The organism is Caulobacter vibrioides OR37 (assembly GCF_000372645.1).
Classification (GTDB): Bacteria; Pseudomonadota; Alphaproteobacteria; order Caulobacterales; family Caulobacteraceae; genus Caulobacter; species Caulobacter vibrioides_E.
Map to the genome: position 1 here is coordinate 120,743 of NZ_APMP01000004.1, position 15,594 is coordinate 136,336.

Below are 15,594 nucleotides of genomic sequence, written 5' to 3' on the forward strand. Positions count from 1 at the left end.
CGGAAAACGCTCTAGTGGTGATGCTCCGCGGGACCATGGGCCGTGGCGATGCCGCCATAGCCGTCCGGCACGCCGATCAAGACGTTCTGCATCATGCCCTGATCCTCGTGGTCCAGGATGTGGCAGTGCAGGACGAACTCGCCGATGTAGCGCTCGTAACGGGTGCGGGTGACGATGTGGTAGTCCTGCTTGACGAACAGCGTGTCCTTCCACTGGCCGATCACACCGTCATAGTCGGGATCGTAATTGGCCTTGTCGTTCGGATTGGTGACGTCGAAACCGGCCTTGTTCTTCACCGAGACGATCTGGAACGGATTGACGTGGATGTGGAACGGGTGGCCGACGAAGGCCGAGGTCAGATGCCATTCCTGGACGTCACCCAGGATCAGCGGCCGGTCGATGCGGCTGGGGTCATAGGGCTGACCGTTGACCTCGAACTTGGTCGGCTTGGCGTTGACGTCGATATTGAACACCAGTTCCTGCGGCGGCGCGGTCAGTTCGGTCTGGTCGATGGTCTTGTGCCAGACGAACTTGGAGAGCTTGAGCCCATTGTTCAGGTCGGCCACCACCTGATCCTGGACGGTCCCCGCGGGAATATTGCGCTTCGCCGCCGCGACCATCATCGCCTTCAGAGCCGCCTCGGTGTCCACGCCTTTGGCCGACGGATCGTCCTCGACCTGGGCGATGGCGAGGATTCGCGCATTTTCAGCCTGTTGCGTGGGACTGCCGCTCGCCGATGACGCGGCGTCCACCACGCAATAGGCCCCCGCCGCGGGGAAGTTGACCACCAGATCGGCCCGATAGCCCGGCTCCAGATGGCTGATCCCGGCCTTGCGCGCGTCCGAACGGGTCAGGCCGTCCAGCGCCACCTCCCACAGCGGCACGGGCTTGGTCGCATCGCAGTACTTATTCATCCACGCCGCCTGGTCGGCGGCCGGAACCTTTCTGAAATCAGGCGCGCCGGCCCTTTGCGGATAGATCGTGAAGAACACCGCCTCGCGCACGCCGCCGTGGACAAGCCGCCAGCGCTCGAAGCGTCCAGCCTTCAGGCCCGTGATCGCCGGCTGCACGACGCCATTGATCGAGGTGAACCGACCGGAATTCTGCCAGGTCGACTGCGGCGAGAACTGCTGGCTGTAGTTGCGGATCTCGCCCACCTGACCGGGCTTGCACACCCAGGGCTGCTTGCCGCCATTGGTCTCGATCTGGCCCGTGTCGTCGAAGCAGGCGTACTGAACCTGCTGGAAAAGCAGCACCTTGTCGGCGATAGCGCGGTTGGCCTCGTCGGTCAGCAGGATGTCGAGATCGCCCGGCGTCGTGGCGGTCGGCACGCGATCGTCCTTGATGATCAACGCCCCGTCCATGCCGCTGGACACCTGCAGCGCGGTCGAGCCGTGCTTGTGCGGGTGGTACCAGAAGGTGCCCGCCGGGTGATCGGCCGGGACATTGTACTCGTAGTCGAACGTCACGCCCGGATTGATCGAGATCAGCACATTGTCGCTGTTGCCGGTCGGGGAGACCCACAAGCCGTGCGAGTGTAGATTGGTCTCGTTGAAGCAGTGCGGGACATTGACTTCGTCATGCTTGCACGGTCCCGGGGGCAGCCTTTTGCCATCCGGGCCAACGTCATAGAGGTTGTTCTTCAGGCTGATGCCCACCGTCTGGCCAGGCCGCATGGTGATGGTCGGGGCCAGGAACGGCGTGTTGGGATCGATCTGGCTTCCGCGATAGGAGCGCAGGCGCACCTTGTCGTTGGAAAGGGTCCAGGGGTTGTAGATCTGGCCATCGGTGAACTCGATCGAAAAGCGATATCGGATCGTGTCGCGTGGATCGACATAGCTGTCGCCGGCCTGCAAAACGTTTTCCACCAGGGTGGGCTGCGCCATGACGCTCAGACGCGGCGGGTTCTGGTTCTCGACCTCGGGCCGCGCGGCCAAAGGGTTGGCGAAGCTGCGGTCGACGGCGGCCGGATCGGGTTTGGGCGACGCCGCGGCCTTCTTCTCGGCGGCCTGGGCGGAGGCCGCGACCAGCAGGGCGATCGCGGCGACGCCCAGGACATAGGCATGACGTCGGTTCATGGCGTTTGGCCTTTCTGGATCGGACGAAACACGAGACGCGAACGACACTCATTGGGCCGCCGTCCAACGCGGGCGGCGCGGAACGGAGACACCCATGGATTGAAGATATCAATCCCTCCCCCTAAGGGCGAACATCGCTTATCGAACGCTGTTTGGAAAGCCGCTCCTTGCGATCACGCGCTACCGCGATGACATTTTTCAGCGTGAGACGGGATGAACGCCGCCGCGGCGGAAGGCCAATGATCAGCCGCACCGGCGATCACCGCGCCCTTGGAGTGTTCGATGCCCTGACGATGACGGCCGATTGGCTTGCCCAAGCACGCCGGGCGGCGCCCATTCGGTGAACACGCGGATCGAGCCGACGCGGGCCGCCATCCAGCCGCCCCCGGTCGCGAGCGTTCGATGGGAGCGCCTTGCCGTCATGCGATTGAAAGCCGCCGTTAAACCCCAGACTCGTCTTGCGGCGTATTGGGCAAAGAAAAAGCCCGGCGATGGGCCGGGCTGAGCAAGTTGGGGAGGAAACGCCCCCGGGAGGGGCAGAGGCCCCTGGCCTCACGCCTGTCCACTTGGGGTCGGCATAACGCCGTTCAAGGGGCGCGCGCGGAAAAACTTCCCGCTCCGCGCCCTTGGCTTGCCAAAGCCTTGTGGTATGAGCCCAACGGTCAGTAGGGCCTGCGCCCGAAGTGAGCGCCCGCCCATGTCCGATCCGAACGATCCCAACGACGGCCAACCTGAAGCGCCGGAGCCGGCGCCCAAGCCTCGCAAGCCCCGAAAGCCCAAGGTCGCTCCGCCCGTCGCGGAGGGCGCCGAGCCCGCCCCAGACGCCAAGGCAGCCGAAACACCCGCGCCCAAGCGCCCGCGCAAGCCGCGCGCCGCCAAGCCGACTGTCGTCCCCGCTCCCGCCGACGCGCCAGACGCCGAGGCCGAAGCGGTCTCGCCCCAAGCGTCCGACGCGCCCGAGCCCGAGGCGCTGGTCCAAGACGCGCCGCCCGTCGAAGCCGAGGTCGAGCTCCCCGAAGCGGTCGAGACGGTCCCCGAAGCCGCGCTCTCGCCGGCCGAACCGACCGAGACCGCCAAGCCTGCCAAGAAGCCGTTCTGGAAACAGCCCGCCTGGCTGATCGCGCCCGCCGTCGCCGTGGCGCTGGTCGTCGTGCTGATCGCCTCGCTGTTCTGGTCGTTGCCGCTGAGCCGGGCGCTGGAGCCGCTGAACAATTCGGCCATCGTGCTGGTGGCCGAGGACGGCTCGCCGATCGCCAAGCGCGGCGCGCTGAAGGACGCCCCGATCGACGCCACGAAGCTGCCGGCCTACGTGCCCGGCGCCTTCATCGCCATCGAGGACCGCCGCTTCTACAGCCACATGGGCGTCGACCCGAAGGCCATCGCCCGCGCGCTCGGCAAGAACGCCAAGGCCGGCGGCGTGTCGGAAGGCGGCTCGACCATCACCCAGCAGCTGGCCAAGAACGCCTTCCTGTCCAGCGACCGCAACCTGCGCCGCAAGGCCCAGGAGGCCCTGATCGCGGTCTATCTGGAGGCCCGCCTCAGCAAGACCGAGATCCTGTCTCGCTATCTGTCGTCGGTCTATTTCGGCGACGGCGCCTTTGGCCTGCGCGCCGCGGCCCGCCACTATTTCGGCAAGCCTCCAGAACAGCTCTCGATCGGCGAGGCCGCCATGCTGGCCGGCCTGGTCAAGGCGCCCTCGCGCCTGGCCCCGACCGCCAACCTGGAGGGCGCGCGCGAGCGGATGCGCGTGGTGCTGGCCGCCATGGTCGAGACCGGAACCATTACCCAGGCCCAGGCCGCCGCCGTCGGCGACATCTCGCCGATCGCGGAAGACGACAAGCTGCCCACCGGGTCCTACTTCGCCGACTGGGCCCTGCCCCAGGCGCGGGCCGCGATCGGCGCGCGCTACGGCGAGACCATCGTCAAGACCACCCTCGACCCGAAGATGCAGGAAAAGGCCGAGCGGATTCTGAACGACTTCATCCAGCGCGACGGCAAGGTGCTGAACATCACCCAGGGCGCCCTGGTGGCGATGCGCAAGGACGGGCGGGTGGTGGCGATGGTCGGCGGTCGCGACTACGGCAAGAGCCAGTTCAACCGCGCCGACGGCGCGCGCCAGCCGGGTTCGTCCTTCAAGCTGTTCGTCTATCTAGCCGCCCTGCAGTCGGGCATGACCACGACCAGCCCGATCCTCGACACGCCGGTCGAGGTCAGCGGCTATATGCCCAAGAACCATGAGGGCAAGTATCACGGCCGCGAAGTGCCGCTGATCACCGCCTTCGCCGCCTCGTCGAACGTGGCCGCCGTCCGCCTGGCCCATGACCTTGGTCCCGCCAAGGTGATCAAGGTCGCCCGCGCCCTGGGCGTCACCGAGGAGATCCCGGCCGACCTGACCATGGCGCTGGGCACCGGTCCGATGAGCCTGACGCGCCTGACGGCCGCCTACGCCTCGATCGCCGCGGGCCAGTATCCGATCGTCCCGCACGCCCTGGACACCTTCAAAGCGCCGAAGACCGCGGCCTATGACCCCAAGGTGCTGACCGGCATGCGCGACCTGTTGCGCTCGGCCACCCACCGCGGCACCGGTCTGGAAGCCGCCATCGACGGCGCGTTCGGCAAGACGGGCACCACCCAGAACTATCACGACGCCCTGTTCGTCGGTTACGTCGACGACCTGGTGGTCGGCGTCTGGGTCGGCAACGACGACAACAGCCCGATGAACGGCGTGGTCGGCGGCGGCGAACCGGCCAAGATCTGGAAGGCCTTCATGCTGGCCGCCCTGAATCGCCCGGCTCCCGTCGCGCCGGTCGAGGACCCTCTGGCGGACCTGGGCCTTGGCCCCGAGGACGGCGAGATTCCAGGCGGCGCGGCGATCCCGACGCCGCCGACGCTGGACGCCGCGCCAAACAGCGGCGTTCCCCAGCCCCCGCCGGCTCCATCCGCGCCCGCTAGCCCGACCGCGCCGCGCCCCTAGAGCGTGGCGCCGAAAGTGGGAACCGGTTTCGGCGTCACGCTCTAAGTACTGATTTACAGCCCTTGGATTAGAGCGCGGAAAGGTAGGCGCGGCTGAGCCGCACCAGTTCGTCCTCGAACGCCTGGCTCTCGAGGAAATCGACGCCCTCCATCACGGCGGCTCGCATGGCACCATGCACCGCGCGCGAGAGAACGAAAGCCTGGACGCGGGTCAGAGTACGCCCCTGGGCGTCGGTCAGGCCCGCCTCGGCCGCCGCGAAGCGCTCGGCCAGTTCGGCGTGGTCAGCCCGCGCCAACAGCGCCGAGACGGCGATCCGCCGGGCTCTCGTCCGCCCAGCGAAGGCGCCGACGAAGGCTCGGATGATGGCGCGATCCTTGGCGACCTCGCCCCGCTCGCCTTCGACCACCGCCAAGACAGCATCGCGATGCGCCTCGGTCTCGCGTAGGGCCAGAGCGCGCAGGATGGCGGCCTTGTCGGGGATATAGCGATAGAGGGCGCCGATGCTGACCCCTGCCCGCTCGGCGACGGCGTTGGTGTTGAACCCAGCCTCGCCGGACATCTCCAGAACCTGAGCCGCCGCCTCCAGCACGACCTCGACGGTGTCCCGCGCGCGGCTTTGACGCGGCATTTTCCGCATGTTTTCAACGGCGCTCATCGCGGTCCTCCGTCCCGGGGAAAGTCGAGTAACAGAGCGCGGGCGTCTCCCCTAGCCTTCTCCGGCGACTTCATGGAGGCATGGCATGACCTGGGCGACCGACCGGCTCGACGCGCTAAAGGCGGGAACGGCGAACCCGCCCCCGATCGTCGAGACCCTTCGACTGGGCCTGATCGACGACTGGGGAGAAGGCTGGGCGCGAAAGACGTGGCGACCCGTCCCGGAACTGGCCACGGCGGATGGCTCGCTTTTCGGGGGCTATCTGGCGGCGCTGGCGGATCAGATCCTTGCCTTCGCGGCCATGACCGTCGTGCCCGGCGACCAGTTGTATCGGACGGTGAACCTGAACATGAACTTCCTGAAGGTTGGACGCGACTGTCCGCTGGCGATCGAGGCGCGGGTGGTGGCCCAGACGCGGCGGTTGATCACGGCGCGAGCCGAGTTCCATCGCGAGGATGGAATGCTGATCGCCGAAGCGACGGCCCAGCAGATCTTGATGCCCTTCGATCACTGGCCGGCCGAGCGGGCGGCCGTGGAGGGGTTGACCTAATCGGCTACGAGCTTCCCCGCCGGCGGCACGCGGACGATGAAGTGGCCCTTCACGCCCTCTGGCCACTGACGGTAGGGCACCACGCCCTCGTCGCTAGCGGCATAGGCCACGGCGTAGTCGATGATCGCCCGCGCGGCCTCCGCCGTCGGCTCGAACCGGCCGAGAACATAGCCGATCTTGCCAGGCGCGCGCAGATGGATCGAGCAGTGCTGGCCGCAGTTGAACAGGCACGGCATCTCCTGCACCGCCACGCCCGTACCCGCCGCCGTCTCGCGCAGGGCGGCGGCGAGCAGCGCCCCGCCTCGCGCGCCATCGGGCGTCTCGCGCGCCTCGGCGGAGACGCGGCAGGTGTTGCAGACCACCACCGCCGGGCCGTCCTCGGCCTCGCGCAGGACGCTCAAAACTCGATCCCCGCCTGGGCCTTCACGCCGGCGCGGAACGGGTGCTTGACCTGGGCCATCTCGGTGACGAGGTCGGCGGCCTCGATCAGCGCGTCCGGCGCGTTGCGGCCGGTGATCACCACGTGCTTGCCCTCTGGCCGCGCCGTCACGACCTCCAGCACCTCGGCCAGCGGCAGGTAGTCGTAACGCAGAATGATGTTCAGCTCGTCGGCGATGACCATGTCCCAGTCGTCGGGATCGAGGATGCGGGCCTTGATAACCTCCCAGGCCTCGCGGGCCACGGCGATGTCGCGGACGCGGTCCTGGGTGTCCCAGGTGAAGCCCTCGCCCATCGGCCGAAACTCGACCTGATCGGCGAAGGCGTCGAACACCACCTTTTCGCCGGTGGTCATCGCGCCCTTGATGAACTGGATGATGCTGACCCGATGGCCGTGCCCGATGGCGCGGCAGGCCATGCCCAAGGCCGCCGTCGTCTTGCCCTTGCCCGCCCCGGTGTGGACGATGAGCAATCCCTTCTCGATGTTCTTCTCGGCCATCAGCTTGGCCCGAGCCGCCTGGATGGCCTTCATCCTGGCGTTATGACGCGCGTTCTTTTCAGCCTCGTCCAGCGGTGCTTCGTTCATCGTCCGTCCTTCGCCGGACACCCCGCCGGCAAGCGTTGATGTGACGAAGGCCGGTCTCCTGGCTTACGCCCTCCTGTCGCGGCGCCTTCCCAGGATCTCTCCCAGTGGCGTGTGCCGCGACGATCGACGGACGATCACAGTTGCGGGGGCAGCCGCGGATTGTCACCGCGTTCCCGGAGGCCTCTCGGCCTCCATGCCTTCCCCCTCCGCGTAGGCGCGCCCGGCGGGAGGGTCAAGCGTCGTCCGTCAGTTGGGCAGCGTCAGGCGATAGACGAGGATCAGGCTGTCATTGTCGCCGACCCCGCCTTCGCCCTTCAGCGACGCGTCGAAGTCGACGCCGTTGACGCGGCCTTTCGCGGTCTGGAAGTCGTTGTCGCTGCCGACGAACAGGAAGACGTCACGCGGCGCGGCCGGATCCAGCGCCGGCGCCAGGGCCATGGCCTCCAGCTTTTCGGGCAGGCTGGTCGGGGTCGAAGGCTTGGTGTCCAGGTTCTGACCGAACCGGGCCAGTTGCACCGGGTTGAGGATGTTGACCAGCTCGGCCTGGGCGGCCGGCTTGATATCGGCGTTCAGGACGCCGTCCTTGGCCACCGGCTTGACGTCCTGGTCATAGGGCGCGCCCGCCAGGTTGGTCGCGGCGGACACGTCAACCAGCAGGATAGACTTGAACACCGTCCCTCGTCCGTCCTCGCGGCCTCGACCATTGCTGTCGCGCGACAGCACCAGGAAGCGATCGCCGCTCAGGGCCAGCATCTCGGACTGCGCCGCCGTGCCATTAGCCGGCCCGCCATCGCCATTCTCACGGACGACGGGCAGTTGCAGCACGTAGTCGCCGATCGGTGTCTTGGGCGTGCGGGTCTTGGAGATGTCATAGACCAGGATCCGCGTGTTGTTGCGCGTGGCCTTGCCTTCGCCGGAGTCCTGGATCGTGGCGCTCTGCAGGATGGTGATCAGGCGCGTCCCGTCGGGGGTGACCGCCACGGCCTCCAGGCCTTGGTTGTTCCGGCGACCGGTGGTCGGCGGCTTTTCGGCGTTGAAGTTCAGCACGCCGTTGGTGATCGGCTTCAGGGCCGGAACCGTCTCGATCGCGCCGATCTGCTGGCCGGTCTTGTCGAACAGATAAAGGCCCGCGGCATACTCGTCCGAGACGTAGAAGCTCCCGTCCGGCAGATAGGCCATGCCCTCGCTGTCCAGGCTGATCTTGCCCGCGCCCTCGCCGCTGGCAGGCGACGGATAGTGAATCCCGTCGCGGACGATGACGTTGTCGCCGGGGTCCTTGCCGGTGAACGGCTGGCCAGTCTGATCCTTCAGCAGGAAGCCGCCGGTCGGGACGATGACCAGGCCCTTGCCTTCATACAGGGTGACGTCGTGGATGTGGATGCGGTTGGCGTAGTCCGTCGTGCCCTTGACCGAGCCGACGTCGTTGGGGCCACGGTCCGGCAGGGTCTGGATGACGCCCGAATAGGAACCGTCGGCGTTCTTCTTCCACTGCCTGACATCCAGCGCCATGCTGGAAAACGAGCCTAGCGTGTCGCCGTTAAAGTCCCGCGTCGCGGCGGGAACGCGGCCGACGGCCACCAGCCCGTGATTGACATAGATCTTGCCGCCAAACGTGACCGTGACGTCGCCCGGGCTCATGTCCCGATGCGGCGTCAGATAGCTTGGCGCCTGGGCGAGAGCCGCCCCGGTCGCCAGCGGCGCGCAGAGGCCCAGGGCGAGCGCGCCCGCGACGATTCCAGCCAGACGAGCGCGCGACATCGGATATTCCCTACTGGAAGCGATAGCGAACCGTGGCGCCCACGGTGCGCGGGTTGCCGGGATAGCCCTGGATCAGGCCCGTCGACTTCGTCAGGCCCAGGAGGTTGATGTAATAAGCCTTGTCGAACAGGTTTTCGGCCCAAACCTGGACGTCGAGGCGGTTGTTCACAAATAGCGTGCCGACCCGCAGATTGGCCAGGGCGTAGCTCTTGATCTGCGCGGCCGGATCCAGGGTGATGGTCGTGTTCTGCGTCGAGCGCCAGTTGCCGTCCAGGGTGATATAGCTGGTCGTGCCCGAAACGAACGAGTGCGAGTAGTCGATCGTCAGACTGCTGGTCCACTTCGGCGCCCAGGCGACCTGGCGGCCAGTCAGGTCGCAGGTCAGGGCCGTGGTCTGGGACGGACAGACCGAGTTGTGGAAGCTGGCGTAAGTGGCCTTGTCATAGCCGACGAAGCCCTTCAGGCGCAGGTCGCCCAGACGCGCCTCGCTCTCGATCTCGACGCCCTTGGAGCGCAGCGAACCGACATTGGCCAGGAACTTGACGGCGGTGTTGCCCACGCCGATCGCCTGATTGGCCTGATAGTTCTTCACCTCGGTATCGAAGGCCGTGACGTTCAGCAGCAGACGGTGATCGAACCATTCGCTTTTGAAGCCGGCCTCGATATTGTCGGACGTCTCGCCCTTGACGTCCTGAGCCGCGCCATAGACGGCGGTGTTGGGGTCGAACGGCAGCAGGTTGAAGCCGGCCGACTTGTGACCGCGCGCGGCGTTCACATAGGCCATGACATCCGGCGTGACCCGGTAGCTGACGCCCACCTGGCCGGAAAGCGACTTGTCGGTCAGCGAGTCGGTGGCGCGGCCCACCTGAGCGTTGGCGCCGGCGGCCGACATCGCCGTGACCTGGGCGGCGTTCAAATTGCCCAGATTGCTCTCGACCCAGCCGCTATAGGCGTAGTCTCGGTCTTCCCAGGTTTGGCGCAGACCCAGGTTCAGGGCCAGCTTGCGATCTTCCATCGGACGCCAGACGACATTGCCGAAGACCGCCGAGGTATCGGTGTGGAAGCTGGCGTATGAGCGGATGCCAAAACCGGCGATCGCATCGGCATAGGCGCCCTGGGCCCAGGTCTTGCCCCCGAGGGTCGGGAAGGCGCTGGCGGAAGGGTTGGCGGCCCAGATATAGTACTGGTTGCCGAAGCGAATGCGCGAATTGACGCCCAGATACTGCTTGGACAGGAAGACGCCGGCGACTGCCTCGACCGGCCTGTCCTTCGGCGAAGCCCAGCGCAGTTCCTGCGACCACTGGCGCTCGACATTGCACGAGCCGTAGTCGGGGATCGCGTTCAGCTGGGTATAGTCGTTGTCGTTGTTGGTGAAGCAGGTCCAGTTCTGAAACGCGCTGATCGAGGTGATCTGGCCCTTGTCGCCCAGGTTCCAATCCAGCTGGCCGCTGACCAGGTTGGCGTGGGTCGAAGCCGTCAGCGGCGCGTCGATATTGACTTCACGCTTGGAGGCGTCGCTGACCAGCAGGGTGTAGCCGGCAGCGGCCATCCGCGCCTGCAGGGCAGCGGGGTTGTAGACCGACAGCGTCACCGGGCCGGTCGAGTTGAAGTTCTGCTCGGTGTGCTGAAGGATCAGGCGGAAGGTAACGTCGTCATTGGCCTTGGCCAGGAACTGGACCCTCACGCCCTGCCCCTGGCGCGCATTGGCGTCCGGGCGGCCCGAGCGGTTGGGATAGTTCCCGTCGCGATCGCTGTAGAAGGCCGAGATACGCGCGGCCAGTTTGTCCTGCATCAGCGGACCCGAGACGCTGGCCTTTACCTCGCGCAGATTGTAGTCGCCGGCGGTGGCCTCGATCGAGGCTTCGGGCGTGAAGGTCGGCAGCTTGGAATTGATGATCACCGCGCCGGCGGTGGTGTTCTTGCCGAACAGCGTGCCTTGAGGTCCGCGCAGAAGCTCGATGTCGGCGATGTCGCTGAAGTCGCCGCTGACCATGCCTTGGCGGCCGGTATAGACACCGTCGACGAAGATGCCGACCGAACCGTCGATGCCGTCGGTGTTGAAGCCGTTGTTGCCAATACCCCGGATGCCCAGGTTCTGCTGCTTGGGATTGGTAAGGTAGACCGAGAACGCAGGGAACTTGTATTGGAAGTTGGTGAAATTCGCGAGGTGCTGGCGTTCGATCGTCTGGGCCGAGATCGTGGTCACCGGGGTAGGTACGGTCTGCACGTCTTCCGAACGCTTGCGGGCGGTGACCATCACCTCCTCGAGGCGGTCGCTTTCGACGGCGGGCTTGGGATCGGCGGCGACCTCGGCCGCGCGAGCCTGAGCCACGGTCAACAACATGCTGCTCGAAAACAGGAAGGCCAAGCCGCGCTTTATGCGCAGGCCACGCTTTTGTTTCGTCATTATACGCATCCCCAACACTACAAGCTCCCAACGGGAAGCAAATGCTTTGGCGGGGCCCATACGAATATTGAGACGCGAGCTTGAACACGCGCGCCCGGTCATCGGACCATCACGACGAAAGCTGCCGCTATATCCGTTTAGATCGTAAAGCGCCCCATTAGCTTTGCGTCGCTCTTAGGGACTTCTTGCGTATGTTTTGTGACGCGCGAACCGTTTTATGAGAATAATTATCATCCATTGACGGATGATCGATCTCACCCCGTGGCCATGGCCGCGAACATGGCCAGGGTCGCGGCGGCCATGACGGCCGTGGCCAGCCAGCCGAAGCTCTTCAAGGCCGGGCCGGCGATGAACCGGCCCATCTGATCCCGTCGGGAGACGACCACCATCATCACCACCATCATCGGCACGGCGATGACGCCGTTGATCACCGCGCTCCAGAACAACGCCTGGATCGGATCGATGCGCAGCAAATCGATGCCGACGCCCAACAACGTCGCCGCGCCGATCACGGCGTAGAATCCGACGGCTTCCCAGGGCTTGTTGTCCAGGCCGCAGGTCCAGCCGCGCGTCTCGCCCACCGCATAGGCCGCCGAGCCGGCCAGCACGGGCACCGACAACAGGCCGGTGCCGATAATCCCCAAGGCGAAGAGGAGAAAGGCGAACTTGCCCGCCGCCGGCTCCAGGGCCTTGGCGGCGTCTGCGGCCGTGCCGATCTCGCGATGACCGCTCGCGTGCAGGGTGGCGGCCGTGGCGATCATGATGGCCAAGGCGATCAGGTTCGAGACCGCCATGCCGAAGAAGGTGTCGAACCGCAGGCGTCGCAGTTGCGGCCGCGCCTGGTGCGGAGCTTCCTTCAGCGGCTTGGCCGCGTCGTCGTGCTCGACCTCCTCGACCTCCTGGGCGGTCTGCCAGAAGAAGAGATAGGGGCTGATCGTGGTGCCGAAGACCGCGACCACCGTGGTGAGCGCGTCCTTGGACTTCAGCATCGCCGGGTCGGGAAGAACCAGGCCGCGACCGACGGCGGCCCAGTCCAGCTTCACCACCAGGACCACCGCCACGTAGGCCAGCAGCACCAGGGTCAGCCATTTCAGGATGCGGACGTACTTCTTGTAGGGAACGAACATCTGCAACAGCAGCGACGTCACCGCGAACGCGATCGTGAACAGATGCGCGCCCCGTCCCGCCAGCAGTTCCGCCGACGCGCCCATCGCCGCCAGGTCCGCGCCGATATTGATGGTGTTGGCGACGAACAGCAGGATGACGAGGCCGGTGACGGCGCCACGCGGGATCACCGCGCCCATGTTTTGCGCCAGCCCCTTACCGGTCACCCGGCCGATCCGAGCGCTGACCAGCTGGATCGCGCTCATCAGCGGGTAGGTCAGGATCAGGGTCCAGAGCAGACCATAGCCGAACTTCGCGCCGGTCTGCGAATAGGTGGCGATGCCGCTGGGATCATCGTCCGCCGCCCCAGTGACAAGGCCCGGGCCCAGTTGCTCGAACAGGGCGATCGACCGGATGCGGCGACGTAGAGAGACCATGAACGACTCCGCTCGGTTCCGGCGTTGGAAGACGTGACGGAGCAACACGCGGAGGCCCTCGGACGTTCCTCGAAACGCTACGGGGCATGGTCGGCCGAGGCCGCGCCCTGGTCGCCACGCGGTGGACGCGTCCGAGCCAAGCCTCTAGATCGATGGCGTTTCCAGGAGTTCATCCCTTGACCGTCACCGTCTACCACAACCCCAAATGCAGCACCTCGACCAAGGTGGTGGCGCTCCTGCGCGAGGCGGGCCACGCGCCCAATGTGGTCGAGTACTTGAAGACCGGCTGGAACCGCGAACAGCTGCTGGACCTGGTTCGACGCTCCGACACCGACCTGAAGGGCCTTCTGCGCGAACGTGGCACCCCGGCCGAGGAACTGGGCCTTCTGAAGGCCGATGTCTCCGACGAGGCGATCCTGTCCGCCATGCTGGAGCATCCCATCCTGGTGAACCGCCCGATCGTCGACGGCCCCAAGGGCGTCGTCCTGGCCCGGCCGATCGAGAAGGCGTTGACGGTCGTCTGACCTATAATCCGATTACGGATCATCAAAGCCTTCGCGCCATGGAGGCTTGTCCGGCGTGTATTCGTGGAAGCCCGTCCGGATCCCGGGGTCGTCGTCGAGGCAGTTGGCGGCGATGGCGAAAACCCGTCCATTCCCTGGATCGCCCAGCGCTGATCCGCAGCGACGGCAGAAGGCCCGCACGAAGCGGAATGGCGGCCTGGGGCGGTAGCGCGTCACTAGGTCCCGCCCCGCCGTCCAGGAAAACGCCTCCGCCCGCACGAAGACGTAGGTGCTGGATCCAGCCTTGCGGCAGCGCGAGCAGTGACACGTCCCCATCAGAGCCGGCGGCTCGAACAGCTCGAAGCGGACGCCCCCGCAGCAACAACTGCCCTTTATGATCAATTCGCGTCTCCCGGATCGACGGGAGCATTGTGCGCCGTTCCTGCTGACGGCCGGCTGTCAGCAACACGCGCCTTGAATCCGGCGCGCGAACCGATCATTTCCCTGCGCGTCGAAGGGGAAAGTCAGATGGAAATCGAAGTCTCGGCCGAGGCCAAGGGCAAGGCCTTGAACCGCATGGTGGCCATCACCGTCGTGGTGCTGTCGGTGTTTCTGGGCATCATGAAGATCAAGGACGACAACCTCGTCCAGGCCATGCAGCAGGCCAAGGCCGACGCCGTCGACACCTGGGGCGAGTATCAGGCGACCCGGACCAAGCTGCACATCACCGAAGCGTCCCTGGACGAAGCGACCCTGCTGCGAAGCGCGGTCCGCCCCGGCGATGGGGCGGCCTTCGACAAGCGCCTCGCCGAATTGAAGACCCAAATCGCCAAGTACAAGGCCGAGGCGCCGATGCTGGCGGCCAAGGCCAAGGGCTTCGAGAAGCTCTATGACGACTTGAACTATCACGACGACCAGTTCGACATGTGCGACGCTCTGGTCTCGATCGCCGTCTCGACGGCGGCCGTCGCGGCCCTGACCGAAAGCGCGGTCGTCCTCTACGTCAGCTGGACGTTCGGCGCCCTTGGCGTGCTGATGGGCCTGTCGGGCTTCTTCGGCTGGGCCATCCACCCGGACTTCATCAGCAAGTTGCTGAGCTAGTTAGCGCGTCCGCGAGGTCATGCCGGCGGCGGCCGCGTCGTCGGCGACCTGCGGATCCAGCGGTTGCGGCTGTCCGGCCGGTCGCTCGGGCTGAACGGGAGGAACCGGCGTCGTGGTCGTGACCGGCGCGGCGGCCTCAAGTCTATGGGCGGGGGCGGATGGTGACTTGGCGGACATGGCCGCGGTGGCCGCGTCATCCGCCGCCGTGCGGGTCTCCGAGGGCCCGTCCTCATAGCCGCCGTCACCGGCGCTGAGGAACAGGATGGTTCCGAACGTGGTCAGCACGCCGACGATAAAGCCCAGAACGACCCAACCGAACGGATTGCCGCGACGCTCGCTCATCTAGTCCCTGTCCTTGGTTACGTGCCCTTCCATTGCCGGACCGGACCGACGTCGACGTGCACGAAATTGCTCTCTGGATAATAACCCACGCCGCCACGTCCGAGATCCAGGGCCGCGGCCCTGATATGCTCCAGCGCGACATCCTCCAGATAGATGTCCATGGCCTTGCCGTCCATGTGCAAGCTGTGCTTGGCGACCTCGCCGCTGCGCTCGCGCAGCAGCTTGTTGGTTGCGGGCGAGCGATAGCCGGAAATGACTTGGAACGGGGTCTTGCTCTCGGTCTTGGTCCGGATCTGGTCGAGAATGTCGTAGAGGCCCGGATTCATCGGGTGAACCTGATCGTTGCGATAATCGCGCAACACCTTGTTAAGGGCCTGAACCGCGTCTAGGACATAGCCGCCGTTCTCCCAATACGCGGCTTCCAGCTTCTCGCCCGTATGGACATTGTGCAGATGGACCCAACGGGCCTGGGTCACGACGGGCTTGGCCGCCACAAGCGGCGGGGGCGAAAGCGCCAAGGACGGGGGCGCGATGTTCGGCTGCTTGCCCTCCAGGATCGCGCCGATGATGTCGTCGTCCGCCCGCGCGTCCGCGGCTGGCAAGAGACCGGCGCCGAGCACGCCGAGCCCCATCTGGAGCAGCTTCCGTCGATGCATGGTAC

At 66.0% G+C, this 15,594-nt stretch carries 14 protein-coding genes and 1 riboswitch; of the genes, 4 read left to right on the forward strand and 10 right to left on the reverse strand.

Features of this window, described 5'->3' with window-relative positions:
• Positions 1-11: 11 nt before the first annotated feature.
• A complete protein-coding gene (locus OR37_RS05575; protein WP_004616805.1) occupies positions 12-2,078 on the reverse strand; it encodes a multicopper oxidase family protein in 2,067 nt (688 codons plus the stop codon).
• A 697-nt stretch (positions 2,079-2,775) separates the two neighbouring features.
• Between OR37_RS05575 and OR37_RS05580 the strand changes: the two genes are divergently transcribed.
• Positions 2,776-5,052 carry a transglycosylase domain-containing protein gene (locus OR37_RS05580; protein ID WP_004616806.1) on the forward strand — a complete coding sequence of 759 codons (2,277 nt, stop codon included), beginning with the start codon at positions 2,776-2,778 and terminating at the stop codon, positions 5,050-5,052.
• 67 nt (positions 5,053-5,119) lie between these two features.
• Here OR37_RS05580 and OR37_RS05585 read toward each other — a convergent pair whose 3' ends face one another.
• Positions 5,120-5,707, reverse strand: coding sequence for a TetR/AcrR family transcriptional regulator (locus OR37_RS05585; protein ID WP_004616807.1), 588 nt, complete (start codon positions 5,705-5,707; stop codon positions 5,120-5,122).
• Positions 5,708-5,792: 85 nt separating this feature from the next.
• On the opposite strand from OR37_RS05585, the gene OR37_RS05590 reads away from it, so the two are divergent.
• On the forward strand, positions 5,793-6,257 hold the full coding sequence (locus OR37_RS05590; protein WP_004616808.1) for a PaaI family thioesterase: 465 nt from the start codon (positions 5,793-5,795) through the stop codon (positions 6,255-6,257).
• On the opposite strand, the gene OR37_RS05595 is transcribed toward OR37_RS05590, so the two are convergent.
• The 5 genes from OR37_RS05595 to OR37_RS05615 all read right to left on the reverse strand — a co-directional run bounded on the left by OR37_RS05595 (position 6,254) and on the right by OR37_RS05615 (position 12,987).
• Positions 6,254-6,658 (reverse strand): DUF1636 domain-containing protein, encoded by a 405-nt coding sequence (locus OR37_RS05595; RefSeq protein WP_004616809.1) that lies wholly within the window; start codon positions 6,656-6,658, stop codon positions 6,254-6,256. The two genes, OR37_RS05590 and OR37_RS05595, sit on opposite strands and share 4 nt — an antisense overlap.
• Positions 6,655-7,281, reverse strand: coding sequence for a cob(I)yrinic acid a,c-diamide adenosyltransferase (gene cobO, locus OR37_RS05600; protein ID WP_004616810.1), 627 nt, complete (start codon positions 7,279-7,281; stop codon positions 6,655-6,657). The genes OR37_RS05595 and cobO overlap by 4 nt, the downstream gene beginning before the upstream one ends.
• Before the next feature lie 31 nt (positions 7,282-7,312).
• Positions 7,313-7,489, reverse strand: a riboswitch (cobalamin riboswitch).
• Between the two features lie 38 nt (positions 7,490-7,527).
• Positions 7,528-9,039: an esterase-like activity of phytase family protein gene (locus tag OR37_RS05605; RefSeq protein WP_004616811.1), complete on the reverse strand. Its 1,512-nt coding sequence runs from the start codon at positions 9,037-9,039 to the stop codon at positions 7,528-7,530.
• Between the two features lie 10 nt (positions 9,040-9,049).
• A complete protein-coding gene (locus OR37_RS05610; protein ID WP_004616812.1) occupies positions 9,050-11,446 on the reverse strand; it encodes a TonB-dependent receptor in 2,397 nt (798 codons plus the stop codon).
• Between the two features lie 254 nt (positions 11,447-11,700).
• Positions 11,701-12,987, reverse strand: a complete 1,287-nt coding sequence (locus OR37_RS05615) for an Nramp family divalent metal transporter (RefSeq protein ID WP_004616813.1) — start codon at positions 12,985-12,987, stop codon at positions 11,701-11,703.
• 176 nt (positions 12,988-13,163) lie between these two features.
• Between OR37_RS05615 and OR37_RS05620 the strand changes: the two genes are divergently transcribed.
• Positions 13,164-13,511 (forward strand): arsenate reductase family protein, encoded by a 348-nt coding sequence (locus OR37_RS05620; protein ID WP_004616814.1) that lies wholly within the window; start codon positions 13,164-13,166, stop codon positions 13,509-13,511.
• A 12-nt stretch (positions 13,512-13,523) separates the two neighbouring features.
• Here the strand turns inward: OR37_RS05620 and OR37_RS05625 are convergent, their stop codons facing one another.
• Entirely contained in the window at positions 13,524-13,892 is a 369-nt protein-coding gene (locus OR37_RS05625) for a GFA family protein (RefSeq protein WP_081612879.1), read from the reverse strand.
• Between the two features lie 126 nt (positions 13,893-14,018).
• On the opposite strand from OR37_RS05625, the gene OR37_RS05630 reads away from it, so the two are divergent.
• A complete protein-coding gene (locus tag OR37_RS05630) occupies positions 14,019-14,591 on the forward strand; it encodes a DUF4337 domain-containing protein (protein ID WP_004616815.1) in 573 nt (190 codons plus the stop codon).
• On the opposite strand, the gene OR37_RS05635 is transcribed toward OR37_RS05630, so the two are convergent.
• Both OR37_RS05635 and OR37_RS05640 read right to left on the reverse strand, forming a co-directional pair.
• Entirely contained in the window at positions 14,592-14,933 is a 342-nt protein-coding gene (locus OR37_RS05635; RefSeq protein ID WP_004616816.1) for a hypothetical protein, read from the reverse strand. It lies immediately after the preceding gene.
• Positions 14,934-14,950: 17 nt separating this feature from the next.
• Positions 14,951-15,589: a DUF882 domain-containing protein gene (locus OR37_RS05640; protein ID WP_004616817.1), complete on the reverse strand. Its 639-nt coding sequence runs from the start codon at positions 15,587-15,589 to the stop codon at positions 14,951-14,953.
• Between the last annotated feature and the right edge of the window lie 5 nt (positions 15,590-15,594).

Excerpts from the sequence above, each read along its gene's own strand:
- cobO (WP_004616810.1), bottom strand. The coding sequence starts at position 7,281 with ATGAACGAAGCACCGCTGGACGAGGCTGAAAAGAACGCGCGTCATAAC.
- OR37_RS05605 (WP_004616811.1), bottom strand. The coding sequence starts at position 9,039 with ATGTCGCGCGCTCGTCTGGCTGGAATCGTCGCGGGCGCGCTCGCCCTG.
- OR37_RS05575 (WP_004616805.1), bottom strand. The coding sequence starts at position 2,078 with ATGAACCGACGTCATGCCTATGTCCTGGGCGTCGCCGCGATCGCCCTG.
- OR37_RS05590 (WP_004616808.1), top strand. The coding sequence starts at position 5,793 with ATGACCTGGGCGACCGACCGGCTCGACGCGCTAAAGGCGGGAACGGCG.
- OR37_RS05630 (WP_004616815.1), top strand. The coding sequence starts at position 14,019 with ATGGAAATCGAAGTCTCGGCCGAGGCCAAGGGCAAGGCCTTGAACCGC.
- OR37_RS05635 (WP_004616816.1), bottom strand. The coding sequence starts at position 14,933 with ATGAGCGAGCGTCGCGGCAATCCGTTCGGTTGGGTCGTTCTGGGCTTT.
- OR37_RS05580 (WP_004616806.1), top strand. The coding sequence starts at position 2,776 with ATGTCCGATCCGAACGATCCCAACGACGGCCAACCTGAAGCGCCGGAG.
- OR37_RS05615 (WP_004616813.1), bottom strand. The coding sequence starts at position 12,987 with ATGGTCTCTCTACGTCGCCGCATCCGGTCGATCGCCCTGTTCGAGCAA.
- OR37_RS05640 (WP_004616817.1), bottom strand. The coding sequence starts at position 15,589 with ATGCATCGACGGAAGCTGCTCCAGATGGGGCTCGGCGTGCTCGGCGCC.
- OR37_RS05585 (WP_004616807.1), bottom strand. The coding sequence starts at position 5,707 with ATGAGCGCCGTTGAAAACATGCGGAAAATGCCGCGTCAAAGCCGCGCG.
- OR37_RS05610 (WP_004616812.1), bottom strand. The coding sequence starts at position 11,446 with ATGACGAAACAAAAGCGTGGCCTGCGCATAAAGCGCGGCTTGGCCTTC.